The sequence below is a fragment of the Streptomyces sp. NBC_00335 genome (assembly GCF_036127095.1).
Taxonomy (GTDB): Bacteria; Actinomycetota; Actinomycetes; order Streptomycetales; family Streptomycetaceae; genus Streptomyces.
The window spans coordinates 4,083,492-4,098,681 of record NZ_CP108006.1; the positions used below are offsets into that span (position 1 = coordinate 4,083,492).

The following is a 15,190-nucleotide window of genomic DNA, read 5'->3' on the forward strand; positions in this document are numbered from 1 at the left end:
GCCGATGAGTCCCGTCCTCGCCGGGGTGCTCCAGCTGCTCGCGCTCGTCGCGGCCCTGGCCCTCGCCTATCGCCCCCTGGGCGATCACATGGCCCGCGTCTACTCCTCGAAGAAGCACTACGCCCCCGAGAAGTGGATCTACAAGGCGGTCGGCGCCAATCCGAACGCCGAGATGCGCTGGCCGGCGTACCTGCGCTCGGTCCTCGCCTTCTCCGCGGTGAGCGTCCTCTTCCTCTACCTGCTCCAGCGCCTGCAGGGCCACCTGCCCGGCTCCCTCGGCTTCGTCTCCATCAAGCCGGACCAGGCCTTCAACACGGCCGCCTCCTTCGTGTCGAACACGAACTGGCAGTCGTACGCCGGTGAGCAGGCCATGGGCCCGCTCGTGCAGACCGGCGGCCTGGCCGTGCAGAACTTCCTCTCGGCCGCCGTGGGCATGGCCGTCGCGGTGGCCCTCGTACGGGGCTTCGCGCGCTCCCGCACCGGCGAGCTCGGCAACTTCTGGTCCGACCTGGTCCGCGGCACCGTGCGCATCCTGCTCCCGCTGGCGGCGATCGCCGCAGTCGTGCTGGTGGCCTGCGGGGTCATCCAGAACTTCTCCGGCATCCACGAGGTCGGGCAGTTCCTCGGAGCCAAGCAGCAGTGGAACGGCGGGGCGGTCGCCTCGCAGGAGGCCATCAAGGAGCTGGGCACCAACGGCGGCGGCTACTTCAACGCCAACTCCGCCCACCCCTTCGAGAACCCGACCCCCTTCTCGAACCTCTTCGAGATCTTCCTGATCCTGCTCATCCCCTTCGCGCTGACCCGCACCTTCGGCCGGATGATCGGCTCGGTCCGCCAGGGCTACGCGATCCTCGCCACGATGGTCACCATCTGGCTCGGCTTCACCGCCCTGATGATGTGGACGGAATTCGGCCACCACGGCCCGGCGCTCCAGGCCGCCGGCGGTGCGATGGAGGGCAAGGAGGCCCGCTTCGGGATCGGCGCGTCCGCGATCTTCTCGGTCGCCACGACGCTGACCTCGACCGGCGCCGTCAACTCCTTCCACTCCTCCTACACCGGCCTCGGCGGCGGGATCCAGCTGCTGGGCATGCAGCTCGGCGAGATCGCACCCGGCGGCGTCGGCTCCGGCCTCTACGGCATGCTGATCATGGCGATCATCGCGGTGTTCATCGCCGGCCTGATGGTCGGCCGCACCCCCGAGTACCTGGGCAAGAAGATCGGCACCCGCCAGATCAAGTTCGCGGCCTGCTACATCCTCATCACCCCCGCCGTGGTGCTCGGGTTCACGGCCCTGGCGATGGCCCTGCCCACCCCCGGGCACTCCATGTCCAACGGCGGCGCGCACGGCTTCTCCGAGGTCCTCTACGCCTACACCTCGGCCGGCAACAACAACGGCTCGGCCTTCGCGGGCCTGAACGCCAACACCCAGTGGTTCAACACCACCACCGGTCTGGCCATGCTGCTCGGCCGCTTCCTGCCGATGGTCTTCGTCCTGGCCCTGGCCGGCTCGCTCGCCGAGCAGCAGCCGGTCCCGGCCACCGCGGGCACCCTGCGCACCGAGAAGCCGCTGTTCACCTTCCTGCTCGTCGGCACGATCATCATCGTCACGGGCCTCACCTACTTCCCGGCCCTGGCGCTGGGCCCGCTCGCCGAAGGGCTCGCCTCATGAGCACCGTCACCTCCACCCGAGCCCCGCACGGGGACCTGCCCAGCGGTCACAAGCCCGAGAAGGCCAAGATCGGCGGCGGCATCTTCGACCCGAAGCAGCTGCTGAAGTCCTTCCCGGACGCGGTCCGCAAGCTCGACCCCCGGGTCATGGTCAAGTCCCCGGTCATGTTCGTGGTCCTGATCGGTTCCGTACTGACCACGGCGCTGGCGATCTCCGACCCGGGCAACCTCTTCGGCTGGGCGATCACCGTCTGGCTGTGGCTGACCACCCTCTTCGCCAACCTCGCCGAAGCGGTGGCCGAAGGCCGCGGCAAGGCCCAGGCCGACACCCTGCGCAAGGCCAAGACCGACACCGTCGCCCGCCGCCTGAACGGCGCCGTCGAGGAACAGGTCCCGGGCACGGATCTCCGTATCGGCGACCTGGTGGTCTGCGAGGCCGGCGACATCATCCCCGGCGACGGTGATGTCGTCGAAGGCGTCGCCTCGGTCGACGAGTCCGCCATCACCGGCGAATCGGCCCCGGTCATCCGCGAGTCGGGCGGCGACCGCTCCGCCGTCACCGGCGGCACCAAGGTGCTCTCCGACCGGATCGTCATCAAGATCACGACGAAGCCCGGCGAGACCTTCATCGACCGCATGATCAACCTGGTCGAGGGCGCCTCCCGGCAGAAGACTCCGAACGAGATCGCGCTCAACATCCTGCTCGCCTCGCTGACGATCGTCTTCCTGCTCGCCGTCGTCACCCTCCAGCCGTTCGCGATGTACGCGCACGCCAAGCAGTCGATGATCGTGCTGACCGCGCTGCTGGTCTGCCTCATCCCGACCACCATCGGCGCCCTGCTCTCCGCCATCGGCATCGCGGGCATGGACCGCCTGGTCCAGCGCAACGTCCTGGCCATGTCGGGGCGCGCGGTGGAAGCCGCCGGCGACGTCTCGACCCTGCTCCTCGACAAGACCGGCACCATCACCCTCGGCAATCGCCAGGCCTCCGAGTTCGTCCCCGTCACCGGCGCGATCGCCGCCGAGCTGGCCGATGCCGCCCAGCTCTCCTCGCTGGCCGACGAGACCCCCGAGGGCCGCTCCATCGTGGTCCTCGCGAAGGAGAAGTACGGCCTGCGCGAACGCCACCAGGGCGAGTTGGCCGGCGCCGAATGGATCCCCTTCACCGCGCAGACCCGCATGTCGGGCGTGGACGTCGACGGCCGCAAGGTCCGCAAGGGCGCGGCCGGTTCGATCATCGCCTGGGTCGGCGAACAGGGCGGTACGGTCGCCCCGGACGCGCGGGCCAAGGTGGACGAGATCTCCGGCGCCGGCGGCACCCCGCTGCTCGTCGCGCTGGAGGACGAGAAGGGCGCCCGGATCCTCGGCGTCATCCACCTCAAGGACGTGGTCAAGGAGGGCATGCGCGAACGCTTCGACGAGCTGCGGCGCATGGGCATCAAGACCATCATGATCACCGGTGACAACCCGCTGACCGCCAAGGCCATCGCCGAGGAGGCGGGCGTAGACGACTTCCTCGCCGAGGCCACCCCCGAGGACAAGATGGCCCTCATCAAGCGGGAGCAGGCGGGCGGCAAGCTCGTCGCCATGACGGGTGACGGTACGAACGACGCCCCGGCTCTGGCTCAGGCGGACGTCGGCGTCGCGATGAACACCGGCACCTCGGCCGCCAAGGAGGCCGGGAACATGGTGGACCTGGACTCCAACCCCACCAAGCTCATCGAAATCGTGGAGATCGGCAAGCAGTTGCTGATCACCCGGGGCGCGCTGACCACCTTCTCCATCGCCAACGACGTCGCCAAGTACTTCGCGATCATCCCGGCGATGTTCGCGGCGGTCTACCCGGGCCTGGACAAGCTCAACATCATGGGCCTGCACTCCCCCGACTCCGCGATCCTCTCCGCCGTCATCTTCAACGCGCTGGTGATCATCGCCCTGGTCCCGCTCGCCCTCAAGGGCGTCCGGTACCGGCCCACCAGCGCCGACAAGATGCTCCGCCGCAACCTCACGCTCTACGGACTCGGCGGCCTGGTCGCCCCGTTCATCGGCATCAAGCTCATCGACATGGTCGTCTCCCTCATCCCCGGCCTGCGCTGAAAATCAGGAAGTGCTGACCCCATGAACAACTCCGTAGGCAACACCGCCCGCCTCCTCGGCGCCGGGCTGCGCGCCCTCCTCGTCCTCACCGTGCTGTGCGGGGTCCTCTACCCGCTCGCCGTCACCGGCATCGCCCAGGCCGCCTTCGGCCACAAGGCCAACGGCTCCGAGGTCGAGGACGCGAGCGGCAAGGTCGTCGGCTCCTCCCTGATCGGCCAGTCGTACGGGGACGACCCGCGCTGGTTCCAGGGGCGCCCGGCGGCGGGACTCGCCAAGAACACCGTCAACCAGCAGTACGAGCTGCTGGTCTCCGGCGCCACCAACAAGGCGGCGGACAGCCCGGAGCTGCTGAGGGCGGTGCAGGAGGCCAGGTCCAGGGTCCTGCTCGACAACACCGTGCCGGGCTACGCCCCGCGGCTCTCCGACATCCCGGCGGACGCGGTGACCTCCTCCGGCTCCGGCCTGGACCCGGACATCTCCCCGGCCTACGCGGAGCTCCAGACGGCCCGCGTCGCCCAGCGCAACGGCCTCCCCGTGATGGAGGTCGCGAAGCTGGTGAAGGCCCACACCGAGGGCCGCACCCTCGGCTTCATGGGCGAACCGCGCGTCAACGTCCTGGAACTGAACACGGCCCTTCGGGACCTCAAGCCGTGATGGTGACCGGCTGGCTGTAGGAGTCGAGCGCGCCCGTCGCAGAGGTGACGAGGACGAGGTAGCGGCCCGGGGGGAGGGCGGGGACCGTCACCGTGACGCCGGTGCGGTGGGTGGCGACGCCGGTCACGAGGACGGCCCTCGTCCGGGACCGGCTGCCGTCCATCGTGACGAGCTCGACGTCCACCACGTCCCCGGCCGGGCCCACCACGTACCAGGCGACGGCCTGCCGGGTGCCGCGGGGCCAGACCGCGCCCGCCCCGGGGGTGTGCACCAGGAGGTTCTCCGACTCCAGGAGGACCGCGACTTCGGGGCGGTTCAGGCCCTTCCAGACGTACCTGGCGAGGGACTTCAAAGAGGGGGCGGTGATCGCCATGGGGGGGGCTCCTTCACTGGGTGCGCGGCCGGCTGCGGGTGGTGTCCGTGGTGAGTCCGGTCAGGGGGTCCAATCCCCCATTCAAGAGTCGCCGCCGGACCCCTCGGCCGCCTCGTCCTTTTGGCCGGTCCCGCCTCGTCCCTGCGGGGAGGCGGCCGCGGGGCGGCACCGAGGCAACCGCTGTGATCCACACCTCTCCCTTCGGGAGGATCTTGCGTGGGCCATACGTGATCCTGCAATGTCTCTCTTGAGCCGAAGGACATTCGGCTTCTCTGCGAGATGAGGGGGATCTCATGTACGAGAAGTTCGACGAACGGTTCAGGACCGGCCGGTGCATGAACGGGGACGACGCGCTGGAGGTCCTCCACACCGGCTGCCGCTGGGCCGAGGGCCCCGTCTACGTACCCGCGTGGCGGCAAGTGGTCTGGAGCGACATCCCCAACGACCGGATGCTGCGGTGGGACGAGGAGACCGGGGCCGTCTCCGTCTTCCGGCGGAACGCCGGGCACACCAACGGCAACACCCTCGACCGGCAGGGCCGGCTGGTCACCTGCGAGCAGGGCAATCGCCGGGTGACGCGGACCGAGCACGACGGCACGATCACGGTGCTGGCCGACCGCTGGCAGGGCAAGCGCCTCAACAGCCCGAACGACGCCGCGGTCAGGTCGGACGGCTCGATCTGGTTCTCCGACCCGGACTTCGGCATCACCAGCGACTACGAGGGGTACGTGGCCGAGAGCGAGATCGGCTCCAACAACGTCTACCGCATCGACCCCGGCACCGGTGAAGTCCGCCTGGTCGCCGACTGTTTCGAGGCCCCGAACGGTCTCGTCTTCTCCCCCGACGAGCAGCGGCTCTTCGTCTCCGACACCCGCGGCGGCGCCATCCGGGTCTTCGACGTGCGCGAAGACGGCACCCTCTGCGACGGCAAGGTGTTCGCGGACGCGGCGGCCCGTCCAGGGGCCCGCTTCGACAACCTCCGCTTCGACGACGCCGGCCGGCTCTGGGCGGCCGCCATGAGCGACGGGGTGCACTGCTACGACCCCGACGGCACCCTGATCGGGCGGCTCCGCGTCCCCGAGACGGTGTCCAACATCGCCTGGGGCGGGGCCAAGCGCAACCGCCTCTTCATCACGGCCGAGACCAGCCTCTACTCGGCGGTCATGGGCGTCACCGGCACCCACCCCACCGGACCGGGTCGCAGGCCCTGGCTCGACGGCTCCGGCCGCCCCTGAAATCCCGGTGCCGGGGGCCGGACCGCCCTGGCAGACTCCGCGCATGGACGACACCAGCGGCAGGGATGAGCCCCGCCACCGCGTACGCGAGATGACCGAGCCCGACATCGACGCCGTGGCCGCCGTGCGGGTGAGCGGCTGGCGCTACGCCTACGCCGGGCTGATGCCGCAGTCCTATCTGGACGGGCTCAGCGCCGCCGAGTACGCCGGGCAACGGCGTGCCGCCTTCGCCGATCCCGCCAATGCCGTGACCAACCTCGTGGCCGAGGGACCGGACGGCGCGGTCCTGGGGTGGGCCGCCTTCGGCCCCGCCCAGGGCACGGATCCCGAGGGCGCGGCGCCCGACGAAGGCGAGCTGTACGCCCTGTACGCGCGGCCCGACGTCATCGGCACCGGCGTCGGGCGGGCCCTGCTGACCGAGGTGCTGCGCCGGGCGGCCTACCCCGCGGTACGGCTCTGGGTGGTCGAGGGCAACGATCGGGCACGCCGGTTCTACGAGCGTGCCGGGTTCCGTCCCGACGGCGGAGTCCTCGTCGACGAGACGGACGGCTTCCCGGTGCACGAGGTCGGCTACCGCCGGACCGCTGCGGGCTGAGCGGCCCTCCACGTCCCGGCCTGCCTCGTCCCGTCCCGGCCCTGCCCCGTCCCGGCCCTGCCCGTCCCGTACCGGCCCGCCCCGTCCCGTACCGGCCCGCCCCGTCCCGTACCGGCCCGCCCCGTCGCGTTCACGGCAGCCTCTCCGCCAGCGCCCGGGCCATCGCCACGGTCGGGACCGCCTCCCGCGTCCGCCGGTACGGGGTCAGGTCGCGCAGCAGCCGGCCGAGTGCCTCGCGTACCGCACGCGACTGCACCGCCGGGGCGGCCGTGAGGAACGCCCGCCAGTGCTCGCAGGCCCGGGTGAGGTGTCCGAGGCGCAGCAGGGTTTCGGCGAGCGCGGCGTGCGTGAGCGCGGTGGCCCGGTGCTGGCCGGCCGTGCGGCCGCGCAGGGACCGCTCCAGGGCCTCGACCGCTGCCGGGAACTCCCCGAGGGCGAGGTGGGCCCGGGCCCGCGCGAAGTCGAGATCGGCCCGGGCGTACGAATCGAAGGGCCCGTCGGGCGGCTTCACCGCGTGCCACCCGTGCAAGCGGTCGGCGGCGGCCAGATCCGCTGCGGCGGCGGCCCGTTGACCGGCGTGGGCGTGCGCGGCCGCGCGCTGGACCAGGAGGAACGCCAGCGTGCCGGGTTCTCCGTCGGCGGGCGCGGTCTCCACCGCCGTCCGGGCGAGCCGTACCGCGTGCGCGGGCTGCCCGAGCCGGCCGGCGTGCGCGCTCATCGCGCGCAGGGTGATGGCGTACATCCGCCGGTCGTCGGCCTGCCGGGCCAGTCCGAGGGCGATGCCGTGGTACTCCTGCGCGAGCCCGTGGTAGCCGGAGTCGGCCGTCATCTCCGCGAGCAGATGCGCGAGTTGGGCGTACCCGCGCCACACCTCCGCCTCCCCGCGGCCGCGCCCCGACACCCCCCGGCCGCGTAGGCCGGCGGGCCCCGGGCCGTCCGTGTGGCGGGCCGCGAAGGCGCCGGCGTCCTGGGCCAGCCAGGCGGCCAGGGCCGCGCGGGTGTGGACGCCGCCGTGGGTGAGGTAGAGCCCCGAGAAGCTCACCGCGAGGGCCTTCAACTGCTCTGCGTGCGCCGCGAGATGCCGTCGGGCGGCGAGCTCCGCGATGCTGGTGGCGGTACCTGTGCCCGTGCCCGTGCCTCTGCCCGTTCCCGTGCCCGTACGCGGACCGGTGACGGCGCCCGCGCCGTCCGCGCCGCCCTCCGCCGGATCCGGGTCCCATACCGGGGCCGGCACCGGGACCGGCTGGTACGGGCTGCGCAGCAGCGGCGGCCTGCCGTGCGGGTCCGCGTCCGCCCTGGCCTGGAGCGCGAGTCGGAGCAGCCCCTCACCCCCGCCTCCGGCGGCCGCCCCGGGCCGTCCGCCGGGCCCCGCCGAGCCCGCGCCGAGGCCCGCCTCCGCCACGGTGACCAGCCGCCCGCACCGTTCCGTCAGCGCCGCCGCGATCAGCTCGGGCACGGGCCGGCGCGGCCGGGTGCCCGACAGCCAGTGGGCGACGGCGGTCCGGTCGTAGCGCAGGGCCAGTCCGTGCAGGGTCCCGAGCCCGTTGACGGCCCGCGCCAGCTCCGCCCCGCTCCACCCGGCCTCGGCCAGCAGGTCCCCCAGCCAGGCATTGGCCACCCGCCGCCCGCTCACGAGGACCACCCGCGGCGGGAGTCGGAATTCAACGCTTTCACCACTGCACCCCCCGCATTCCCTTCTCCCCGTCCGCTCCCTGGTGTTCGCTGGAGCCGTCCCCATCGGATTCCACGGACCGGAGAAACATGTCTGCCTCGGAAACGGCCACCCCCTCCGCACCCGCTCCGTACGCGTACCCGTTCCCCTACCGGATTTCCGGTGTCGGCGCGCAGATCGGCGAGATCATATCCGTCGAGAAATGGGCCGAACTCGCGCACATCCCGCACCGCAAGCGGGTCGGCAAGGAAATCAGCGGCACCGATATCGAGCGCATCCTCGGGGTCACCTCCAAGAGCTGGGACCGGGACCGTTTCGCCTCGCTCGACACCGTCGTCGACGTCGCCCGCGCGGCCCTGCGCTCCGCCCTCGCCGAGCCCGAGGACATCGACGCCGTCTTCGTGGCCACCTGCACCCCGTACGAGATCATGCTCGACCAGGACGCCTTCAACCTGCTGCGCCGCCTGCGCATCCCGGACAGCGTGCCCCCCTTCCAGCTCGGCGCCGGCTGCGGCGGGCTCTCCCGCGTGGCGGCGCACCTGGCCCGGACGGGGGCCCGGCGCGCGCTGGTGATCTCGTACAACGCCGCGAGCCCCATCGGGATGGACGAGAACGGCGTCATTTCCCAGTACAGCGGCGCGGACGGAGAGCATCCCTTCGCGCACACCCTGTGGTGTTCCGGGGCGCTGTTCTCCGATGCCGCGACCGCGCTCGTATTCGAGCGGGACGAAAGCTTCGAAGGCGGCCTCGGTTTCTATTCGCGCGATTCCCTCGATTTCGGGGGCGAGCCCGGATTCAGCGATCCGCTCATCCATTACCCCGGCGGCGGCGCCGCCCACCCGCCGGGCTTTGCCGGGTCCGCCGAACTCTCCGCATTCGGGCTCAACGGGCCGGAACTGGCCCGTTATTATTCGCGCGGCATGATGCTGAACCAGGAGACCCTGGACGCCCACCGCCCCGGTTTCGTGGACGAGGTCCGCCGGATCTACACGCACCAGGCCGGCCCGGCCCTGGTCGAGAACTACCACCAGCTCGCCGGCCTGGACACCCGGAAGGCCCCCGCGCACGCCCGCGAGCTCGGCAACCTCGTCACCTCCGCGACCCCGGTGCTCTTCTACACCGACGTGATCAACGGCCTGGTCGGCGCGGGCGACAGCGTCTGCTTCTCCGTCATCGGCGCCGGCCCCGAGCGCGGGGCCTTCCTCACCCGGGTCGCGATCCCGGGCGAGGTCACCGTCACCACACCGCTGCCGCCCGTCCCGGCCGCCGCCGGGACCGCCGGGGCCACCAGGGCCGCCGGCTCCCCCGGAGCCATCAGAACCACCGCCACCGCCACCGCGTAGACGCACGCGCCCACCTCCCTCGAAACGAGTCCGCCGTGCACATCGCCCTCGCCGGGGCCGCCAGCCCCACCGGCATCCGGCTCGCCGCCGAGCTGCTCGGCCGCGGCCACCACCTGACCCTGCTCACCGCCACCGACGTACGGCAGAGCAGGCTCCTGCTGGCCCGTCAGCTCGCGCTGATCGGGCTGTATCCCGAGTACGTGGACCTCCTCTCGGCCCGGCTCCACGCGCGCCGGGGCGCCGAGGTCCTGTCCGGCGCCGCACCCGCGTCCGCGGCTTCCGCAGCCCGGTCGGGCCGCTTCGACGCCGTCTGGTGCGTGGAGCAGCCCGCCGCCACCGCGGCCGCGCTGCTGCCGCTCGCCTCCGGAGGGGAGGGGCGTACGGCGTTCCACCTGGTCACCGTCGGAGACGCGGGTCCGGCCGGGCGTACGGTCGCCGCCGCGGCCGTACGGGACGGGTTCCCGGCCGGGGTGCACTGCCTGGCCCCGACCGTCAGCGACCTGGCCGACCATGCGGAGCTGCCCCGGCCCGCTTTCACCCGGCTCGCCGTCGCCGAGTCCGTCCGGCCGGCTCCGGCGGCGCCACCGTCGCCGGAGCCGGGGGCCCCGGCGACGGTCAGCCTGCTTCCGCTGGCCCCCGCCGCCCGCGCCCTGGCGGAGGCCGCCGGGGAACCGGGCTGGTCGGGGCTGCGCCGCATCGGCTGGGTGCACGCACACCCCACCGAGGGCACGGAGCTGACCCGTGCGGTCGGCCCCGAGCTGGCCCCGGGGCTGCTGCGGCGCCTGTCGGAGCTCCAGCCCGCGGCCGCCACGACCGAGCTGGACGGGCCGCCGCTCGGCGCCGGGTACCTCACCCGGGCTGCGGCGCCCGTCCTGCCTCCGGTCCGGCGGGCCGCCCGGCAGCCGGAGCGGGTGTGAACGCGGCGGAGCGGCCCTGATGGGAGCGGCGCGTGAGGGACGGCCTCGCGGACCCGGCCGGAAGGGTCGGCAGGTGCGGACGGGCCGGCAGGAGCGGACGGGTCGGCAGGAGCGGACGGGTCGGAGGGCAAGGGGCCCCCATGGCCAGGGCATATGCGTATGGGTCATTCATGATCCAAGGACAAGCCGCCCGGACCACCCCCGCAACTCAGGCCGAAGGTCCGGCACATCGGTCCGCTTGACAGGTTTTCGCATGTGGCAGAACGTGCCGCCGATCCGACACGCCCAAGGTCCGCCCTTGACGTTCTCACCCGTTCGGGCGCACACCCCCCACACCCGGTCCGGCCCCGGTCCACCGCCCGCCATCTGCGAAGACGTGTCCGAGGGAGGTCCGTACGGCGATGACCTGCCGTCAGTTGTCCGTGTTACGCGCCCCGCCGGGGGGCGTGGAGGGGTCCACTGCTCTCGGGACCGGCCGCCCGAGCCGGACCAGGAGGGATTCCCATGCCCCGCGCCAAGTGGGTGGTCGGCGTACTGACGGTGGCTCTGCTGTGCACCGGCCTAGGGGTGTTGCGCACCACCGAGGGCGGCAGGCCCGCCGCCCCGACCGCGGGCGACGCACTGCCCTCGCGGGTCCTGGGGCTGTCCGGCCCGCGCCGGCTGGCCCGGCAGCTGGAGCACTCAGGCGGACACACCACCGGCAAGGGCTCGCGGCGGCCCGGACGGTCGGGGGTCACGGCCCTGCCTGCCTCGCCGCCGCTGCGCCTGCTCATCCCGGCCCTCGGAACGGACGTACCGCTGACGGGCGGTACCCCGCCGGACGCCGGGAACGCCGGTCCGCAGGGGCCGTACGCGGCGGAGCTCCAGCCCGGCGCCGCCGACGCCAAGGCGCCCGCCCCCGAGAGCGCCGTGTGGGACTCCGCGGGCCCGGCCCCGGGCGCGGCCGGCACCGCCGTGGTCTCCGGAGACCTCCCCCGGATCGGCGAACTCCGGCGCGGGCAGACGATCGAGGTCGTGCGCGCCGACCGGCGTACGGCCGTGTTCACCGTGACCCGCGTCTCTCCCGGGGCCGCCGGGCGGGGAGGGCCGTCCGCACGGGCCCAACTCCGGCTGGTCAGCGGTGAAACGGCCGTCCTGGCCCGCCTCACCGGCCACCGCCGCACCCTGCGCTGACCTGCGGCCTTCCCCCGGAAGACCGACGCCCCCTGCGGCCACCTGACGGGCCGTGGGGGGTGTCTTCGTCCCCCGGTCGAGGGATGCTGCGGTTCCGGCGGAGAGTCCGCCCGCGTGTCGGGGCACACCCTCCGCATGAGCGGGACACAGCGTGCGCTGACGGCACCGGACAGGGCCCTGATGACGGCCCTGACGGTGCTCTGCGTCGTGCTGCTGTGCCTGTTCGGCGTCGGCGGAGCCGGTCCGTCCACCGCGACGGCCGAAGGCCCCCGCCCGGCGCCCACCGCCCCGGCCGAGCCCACCGAGGCACCGGCCGATCCGGCCGGCGATCCCGAAGTACGGGTGGCGGTACGGGTGCCCGCGCGCGGCGTCCCCGGCGTACGGGGCCTGCAGCGGCCGGTGTTTCACGTGAAACCTCCCCGGTCCGGCCCCATGGAGCCGGCCGCGGACCCGACGGGGGCGCTCGCACCCGCGGCATCCCTGCGGGCGGTACGGAGTGTGGTCCTGCGCTGCTGACGGGGCCGAGAGGCCGAGCAGCAGCACCGCGCGCCCGGCACGGCCGGTCCACCGGGCACACCCGGCTCCCCCGGCTCCCGATGGCCCTTGGCGCGCGTCCCCCCACACCCCGACACACCGTGAGGTTCCGCCATGCCCTTCGACCCGTACCTCGCCCTGAACGCCATGCTCCGCGCCGAGGCCGCCCGCTTCTCCCCGCCGGCCCCGCCCGCACGCCAGCCGGAACCCGAGTCCGCCAAGACCGCCCAGACCACCGCCGAGGCCCCGGCCGGAGACGACACGGCCGCGTAGGGCGTCGCGCAGGGGCATCAGGACATGAGGGGGCACCGGTTCCCGCGCCCTCGGCAACGGAGAGTGGTCACGTGAGGTTCGACCACGGGGCACGGAAACCGGCGCCTCATTGAGTCTCGGTCACCGACCCACTCACTCACCTCGGCCTTTTGTCCGTATGTGACCCGCCGAAAGTACCGCGCCGCCGAGTTGCCCACAGAGGCACACACCGGAGCCCCGGCCACCCGCCACGTGCGGGGGCCGGGGCTGCGGCGTACCGACACCGCGCCCTAGGCGGCGTTGCGCGTGTGGTACCGGTAGAAGGCGGCCGCGCCGACGCCCGCGCCGACGAGCAGGCCCAGGCCGGAGCTCTTCAGGATGGACTCGCCGGCCAGGCTGTAGAGGTAGCCGAAGGAGATGCCCGCGAAGATCCCGTACGCCGCCGCGTGCGGCTCCTGCGCCAGCCGCGGGCCGATCCGGGCCAGCGCCACCAGGCAGGCGGCGAAAATCGCGCCGCACAGGATCCCGTAGAAGACGTTGCCCGCGTCGACGGGCCCCATCTGACGTTTCATGAAGGCGGCGTAGACGCCGTAGACCAGTCCCATGAGCAGGGGTCGCGTGAGGGCGGACCTGCTCGCGTGGGCCGCCGTACGGGACGCCGGCTGCCGGTGCCCCCGGGGGGCGGTGGGTGCCGCATGTGCCATGACGGGCTCCTCTCTCCCATCATCCAGGGCACACCCGCAACCCGGGACCGGCAACCGGAGCAGGCGGCCTAGGCGGTCGGAGCCGCCCGGACCGCCACCGCGTCGATCTCGAAGAGCATGTCCGGCAGGGCCAGCGCGGCCACGCCGATCAGCGTCTGGGCGGGCAGTTCGGTGCCCCAGGCGGCGTGCAGGTGCTTGAGCAGCACCTGCAGCTTCTCCTGGTCGTGCCCGACGACGTACGTCCCGATGCGGACCACGTCGCCGAGGCCCAGACCCACGGCCTCCAGGGCCGTGCGGAGATTCGCGAAGGCCTGGCCGACCTGGGCGTCGAACGCGTCGGAGACGACGTGGCCCGTCGGGCCGGAGCCGTACTGGCCGGCTATGAAGACCTGCTCTCCGGGCGCGGAGACGACGTGGCTGTAGCCGTAGCCGGTGGGGTCGTGGAGTTCTGCCGGGTTGGTGATGCTGCGCGTCATTCCAAGCTCCTGGGTCAGTTGTCCAAGGGGTGGGGCGGCACGGAGCCGCGTCCGTACGCGCCTAGTGGGCGGCGGCGAGCCAGGCGCGCAGGCGTTCGGGGGCGTCGGGGGCCTGCCGTTCGGCCTGCTGCCGGATCTCGTCGAGGGTCTGGGCGGCCAGCGCGCGGCGCCAGGCCAGTTCGGCCCGGCCCATCGCGTGCGCGATGGCGCAGTCGGCCGCGGGCGGCTCCTCGCCGCCACCGGGGCCCTGCTGCCGGATCTCCGCGCACCGGAAGGCCTCGTCCGGCCCTTCCACGGCGGCGACCACGTCCATGAGCGAGATGGAGTCGAGCGGGCGCGCGAGGCGGAAGCCGCCCCGCGGGCCGGGCGTGGAGGTGACGATGCCCGCCCGGGCCAGGGCCTGGAGCTGCTTGTTGAGGTACGCGGCGGGCAGCTCGTGCCAGGCCGCCAGCCGGGCCGCCGGGACCGCCCTGCCGTCACCACTCCAGGCCAGGTTGAGGCAGCTGTGCAGGGCCCATTCGACGCCCTCGCTCATTTTCATAACCTGGATATTAGATGTCCAGAATAAGGTCCGCAAGGGAGACACGCCCGACCGCACCACCCGGCCGCAGCAACCCGGCTCGCGCCGCGCGCCCGGCCCCCTTTCCCTGGTGACGTGCGGACCTTCCTCTCGGCGGTACTCGTCGCGCTCGTGGCCCTGCTGGTGCCCGCGAGCGCCGTCGCGTACTGGGCCGATCACGAACTCGGCAGCGTCGACCGCTACACCGCGGCGATGTCCCCGCTCGCCTCGGATCCCGCCGTCCAGAACCTCGTCGTCACCCAGGCCGGCCGCGCCCTCTCCGGGCAGATCGACGCCGGCCCCTTCCAGGACGGGGTCGACACCCTGCTCGGCGAGGCCCTGCGCTCCTTCGTCGGCACCGCGGCCTACCAAACCGCCTGGGACGCCGCGAACCACGCCGCCCACGGCGCCTTCTTCCAGGCGCTCACCACCGGTGACGGCAACGCCGTGACCATCGACCTCGCCCCCGTGATCGCCCGGGTCAAGGGCGATCTCGTCGAGAACGGGGTGCCGTTCGCCGACCGCATCCCCGAGACCCACCTCTCGGTGAAGGTCATGGAGTACGACAACCTCGGCGCGCTCCGGAAGGGCTTCCGCATGCTGCAGATCGCCGGGGTCTGGCTCCCCGTGCTCACCCTGGTGCTGGCCGCGGCGGCCATCGCCGTCGCCGTCCGTCGCCGCCGGGCCGTCCTGGCCACCGGGCTGGGGCTGGCCGTCGGAGCCGTCCTGCTGTGGGCGGCCGTGGTCCTGTGCCGCCGCCTCACCCTGAACGACCTGCCGGCCGACATCGACCGGCCCGCCGCCGAAGCGGTGTACGACGCGCTCACCGCGTTCCTGCGGACCACCGCCTGGGTGGTGCTGGCCGTCGGGCTGGCCGCCGCGCTGGCCGCCTGGCTGACGGGCCGACTGCGCCGCACCCCATAAGCTCGGAACGGGCG

16 protein-coding genes are annotated in these 15,190 nt (G+C 73.0%); 11 read left to right on the forward strand and 5 right to left on the reverse strand.

Going from position 1 to position 15,190, the window contains the following annotated elements:
• The first annotated feature begins 4 nt into the window (after nucleotides 1-4).
• From kdpA to kdpC, 3 genes are read left to right on the forward strand one after another with little or no spacing between them, the layout of a single operon-like run.
• The gene (kdpA, locus tag OHA37_RS18270) at nucleotides 5-1,669 is read left to right on the forward strand and encodes a potassium-transporting ATPase subunit KdpA (protein ID WP_266906538.1); all 1,665 of its coding nucleotides are present in this window, start codon (nucleotides 5-7) and stop codon (nucleotides 1,667-1,669) included.
• The gene (gene kdpB, locus OHA37_RS18275) at nucleotides 1,666-3,765 is read left to right on the forward strand and encodes a potassium-transporting ATPase subunit KdpB (protein WP_266906540.1); all 2,100 of its coding nucleotides are present in this window, start codon (nucleotides 1,666-1,668) and stop codon (nucleotides 3,763-3,765) included. Before kdpA ends, kdpB begins: the two co-directional genes overlap by 4 nt.
• 21 nt (nucleotides 3,766-3,786) lie before the next feature.
• Nucleotides 3,787-4,419 (forward strand): potassium-transporting ATPase subunit KdpC, encoded by a 633-nt coding sequence (gene kdpC, locus OHA37_RS18280; RefSeq protein ID WP_266906542.1) that lies wholly within the window; start codon nucleotides 3,787-3,789, stop codon nucleotides 4,417-4,419.
• Here the strand turns inward: kdpC and OHA37_RS18285 are convergent.
• Complete coding sequence (locus OHA37_RS18285; RefSeq protein ID WP_266906544.1) at nucleotides 4,409-4,792, reverse strand: Ser-Thr-rich GPI-anchored membrane family protein; 384 nt, start codon at nucleotides 4,790-4,792, stop codon at nucleotides 4,409-4,411. The two genes, kdpC and OHA37_RS18285, sit on opposite strands and share 11 nt — an antisense overlap.
• Nucleotides 4,793-5,085: 293 nt before the next feature.
• Here OHA37_RS18285 and OHA37_RS18290 point away from each other — a divergent pair, with 293 nt between their 5' ends.
• Together OHA37_RS18290 and OHA37_RS18295 are read left to right on the forward strand one after the other, a co-directional pair.
• A complete protein-coding gene (locus OHA37_RS18290) occupies nucleotides 5,086-6,027 on the forward strand; it encodes an SMP-30/gluconolactonase/LRE family protein (protein WP_266906546.1) in 942 nt (313 codons plus the stop codon).
• 43 nt (nucleotides 6,028-6,070) lie between these two features.
• Complete coding sequence (locus OHA37_RS18295) at nucleotides 6,071-6,622, forward strand: GNAT family N-acetyltransferase (protein WP_266906548.1); 552 nt, start codon at nucleotides 6,071-6,073, stop codon at nucleotides 6,620-6,622.
• Nucleotides 6,623-6,752: 130 nt separating this feature from the next.
• On the opposite strand, the gene OHA37_RS18300 is transcribed toward OHA37_RS18295, so the two are convergent.
• On the reverse strand, nucleotides 6,753-8,255 hold the full coding sequence (locus OHA37_RS18300; protein WP_266906550.1) for a hypothetical protein: 1,503 nt from the start codon (nucleotides 8,253-8,255) through the stop codon (nucleotides 6,753-6,755).
• A gap of 128 nt (nucleotides 8,256-8,383) precedes the next feature.
• Here OHA37_RS18300 and OHA37_RS18305 point away from each other — a divergent pair, with 128 nt between their 5' ends.
• From OHA37_RS18305 to OHA37_RS18325, 5 genes are all read left to right on the forward strand, one after another.
• Nucleotides 8,384-9,637, forward strand: a complete 1,254-nt coding sequence (locus OHA37_RS18305) for a 3-oxoacyl-[acyl-carrier-protein] synthase III C-terminal domain-containing protein (protein WP_266906552.1) — start codon at nucleotides 8,384-8,386, stop codon at nucleotides 9,635-9,637.
• A 35-nt stretch (nucleotides 9,638-9,672) separates the two neighbouring features.
• Entirely contained in the window at nucleotides 9,673-10,554 is an 882-nt protein-coding gene (locus OHA37_RS18310) for a hypothetical protein (protein ID WP_266906554.1), read from the forward strand.
• Between the two features lie 504 nt (nucleotides 10,555-11,058).
• Nucleotides 11,059-11,727: a class F sortase gene (locus OHA37_RS18315; RefSeq protein ID WP_266906556.1), complete on the forward strand. Its 669-nt coding sequence runs from the start codon at nucleotides 11,059-11,061 to the stop codon at nucleotides 11,725-11,727.
• Nucleotides 11,728-11,862: 135 nt separating this feature from the next.
• Nucleotides 11,863-12,243, forward strand: coding sequence for a hypothetical protein (locus OHA37_RS18320; RefSeq protein WP_266906558.1), 381 nt, complete (start codon nucleotides 11,863-11,865; stop codon nucleotides 12,241-12,243).
• A gap of 132 nt (nucleotides 12,244-12,375) precedes the next feature.
• Nucleotides 12,376-12,534: a hypothetical protein gene (locus OHA37_RS18325; protein WP_266906560.1), complete on the forward strand. Its 159-nt coding sequence runs from the start codon at nucleotides 12,376-12,378 to the stop codon at nucleotides 12,532-12,534.
• Nucleotides 12,535-12,803: 269 nt separating this feature from the next.
• Here OHA37_RS18325 and OHA37_RS18330 read toward each other — a convergent pair whose 3' ends face one another.
• The 3 genes from OHA37_RS18330 to OHA37_RS18340 all read right to left on the reverse strand — a co-directional run bounded on the left by OHA37_RS18330 (nucleotide 12,804) and on the right by OHA37_RS18340 (nucleotide 14,228).
• Complete coding sequence (locus OHA37_RS18330; protein WP_266906562.1) at nucleotides 12,804-13,217, reverse strand: hypothetical protein; 414 nt, start codon at nucleotides 13,215-13,217, stop codon at nucleotides 12,804-12,806.
• Nucleotides 13,218-13,285: 68 nt separating this feature from the next.
• Nucleotides 13,286-13,693 carry a RidA family protein gene (locus OHA37_RS18335; RefSeq protein ID WP_266906564.1) on the reverse strand — a complete coding sequence of 136 codons (408 nt, stop codon included), beginning with the start codon at nucleotides 13,691-13,693 and terminating at the stop codon, nucleotides 13,286-13,288.
• Nucleotides 13,694-13,754: 61 nt separating this feature from the next.
• Nucleotides 13,755-14,228 carry an RrF2 family transcriptional regulator gene (locus OHA37_RS18340; RefSeq protein WP_266906566.1) on the reverse strand — a complete coding sequence of 158 codons (474 nt, stop codon included), beginning with the start codon at nucleotides 14,226-14,228 and terminating at the stop codon, nucleotides 13,755-13,757.
• A gap of 120 nt (nucleotides 14,229-14,348) precedes the next feature.
• On the opposite strand from OHA37_RS18340, the gene OHA37_RS18345 reads away from it, so the two are divergent.
• Entirely contained in the window at nucleotides 14,349-15,176 is an 828-nt protein-coding gene (locus tag OHA37_RS18345) for a hypothetical protein (protein ID WP_266906568.1), read from the forward strand.
• Nucleotides 15,177-15,190: the final 14 nt, after the last annotated feature.